This is a genomic window from Acinetobacter lactucae (genome assembly GCF_013344765.1).
GTDB lineage: Bacteria > Pseudomonadota > Gammaproteobacteria > Pseudomonadales > Moraxellaceae > Acinetobacter > Acinetobacter lactucae_A.
Window position 1 is genome coordinate 1 of the sequence record NZ_JABVBF010000284.1, and the last position, 2,115, is coordinate 2,115.

General features: G+C 37.1%; 3 protein-coding genes. 1 reads left to right on the forward strand and 2 read right to left on the reverse strand.

Annotated elements, in window-relative coordinates:
- The coding region (locus tag HUN22_RS16680) for a hypothetical protein (protein WP_174731724.1) at positions 1-329 on the forward strand (329 nt) is incomplete at its 5' end.
- Between the two features lie 37 nt (positions 330-366).
- Here the strand turns inward: HUN22_RS16680 and rhlB are convergent.
- Positions 367-1,518 (reverse strand): ATP-dependent RNA helicase RhlB, encoded by a 1,152-nt coding sequence (gene rhlB / locus HUN22_RS16685; RefSeq protein WP_032053420.1) that lies wholly within the window; start codon positions 1,516-1,518, stop codon positions 367-369.
- 109 nt (positions 1,519-1,627) lie between these two features.
- Positions 1,628-1,840, reverse strand: coding sequence for a cold-shock protein (locus tag HUN22_RS16690; RefSeq protein ID WP_000126912.1), 213 nt, complete (start codon positions 1,838-1,840; stop codon positions 1,628-1,630).
- Positions 1,841-2,115: the final 275 nt, after the last annotated feature.

The window sequence follows — 2,115 nt, forward strand, 5'->3', positions numbered from 1 at the left end:
GTGCTTGTGCAACTACTCCTAAAAATACTCTAGCAATTCAGAAAGAAAATAATCAGTTTGAAGTTACGGGTATTGGCAAAACCAATTTAATTGCGAAAAACAATGCGATTACAGCAGCTCAAAAAACTTGTTCAAAAAATACCACACCAGTCGTTGTAGATGAAAAAACAACCTACAACGGTGTATTAAAAGATGTTGTAAGTGAAAAAACTGGTCAAATGGTTGAAGCTGCTGCAGGTGTGATTGGCACATTAACTGGTAAAAATGCATCTTTAGCAAAAGATGATGACTATCAAACAACGCTTACTTTCTATTGTAAAATTAATTAATCAAAAAAATCCCAATCAAATGATTGGGATTTTTTTATTAGCAATAACCATCTAATCTGGTCAGTGGTAATTTCTTACCAATTGCTTTTTCAATTTCAGGTAAATAAAAGGCATCATCTTCTGAAAGAAAACTAATACTTACCCCTTGTGACCCAGCGCGACCTGTACGTCCAATACGGTGCACATAATCATCAGACTGTTCAGGCAAGGTAAAGTTAATGACGTGCGATACGCCATCTACATGAATACCGCGACCCGCAACATCCGTCGCAATCATAATATTATGTTTACCTTGCTTAAATTGCTCTAACATTTTTAACCGTTTATCTTGAGCAATCTCACCCGAAAGCATACCGACTCTGTATCCATCTTTCTTTAAATGATCATAGAGACGGCGTACTTGATCACGTCGGTTAGCAAAAATCATGACTTTATCGATAGGCTCTTCACGCAAGATATCTTGTAGTAAACGATATTTGTCTTGTTTAGCCACAACATATACTCGTTGCTCTACATCGTTATTCGTTTTTTGCTCAGGCTCAATTTCAACAGTAATGGGTTCGAACAACCATTGTCTTGCCAAATTCAAAACGTCATAACTAAATGTCGCAGAGAACATCAGCGTTTGACGTTGTTCTTTACGCGGAGAGTAACGGACAATACGTTTTACCGAAGGAATAAAACCCATGTCCAATAAACGGTCAGCTTCATCAATCACTAAAAATTCAATTTGATCGAGCCAAACTTCTTTTTGTTCTACAAAATCAATTAAACGCCCAGGGGTAGCGACCATGATATCGACAAAATTAGCATCTAACTGTTTCTTTTGCTTATCAAAATCCACACCACCTAATAATGTTACAAGGTGCAAATCTGAAAATTTCGTGAGTAGCTTTGCATCACTTTCAATTTGCAACGCCAATTCACGAGTGGGTGCCAAAATTAAGGCACGTGGCTCACCACGGAAACGCTGTTCTTGAATCGGATTATTGAGTAAATCATTAATTACACTAATCAGAAAGGCAGCTGTCTTACCTGTTCCTGTCTGTGCTCGCCCAATTGCATCATGCCCGGCTAATGTATATTTTAAAACCTTTTGCTGAATTGGGGTCATTTGAGTAAACCCTAAAGCATCAATCGCCTTTTTAAGTTGCGGATGTAAATTCAAGGTTTCAAAACCAGATGTCATAAATACGTGCTCTAAGAAACAATCTCTCGAATAAGAAGATCATTATAAACAAAAACGCCCCAATTCAAAAATTGGAGCGTCCATCATTCATCAAAAAGATGAATTAGTCTTAGTCTAAAGGCTGAACGTTTTCAGCTTGAAAACCTTTTTGACCTTGTACAACGCTAAACTCTACACGTTGACCATCACGTAGAGAACGGTGACCGTCACCTACGATTGCACGGAAGTGAACGAATACATCGTCGCCGCCGTTACGTTGAATAAAACCAAAGCCTTTAGTGTCATTAAACCACTTTACTACGCCTTGTTCACGAGCTGTCATAAGTCAATCCTCAGATGTTGAAAAAAGGACCTTCCGGTGTTGCAAACAGCAGAGCAAACAAGGTTTTAAAATATTTATAATCTTAAAGCTTGTAATCATTCTGTAAAACTATCAACAATTTCCGGTTACATCCATTTGTTATAGGGTTATTAAATCAATTTGATTGTGTGGTAAATCCTAAAACGGTTCGAGCTTAACACGGGTTTATGACAATTAATAGAATTTTTTTCAATTATTTCCTCTATTTTTAGTTCTTTTTTTAAACAGCTTATTAC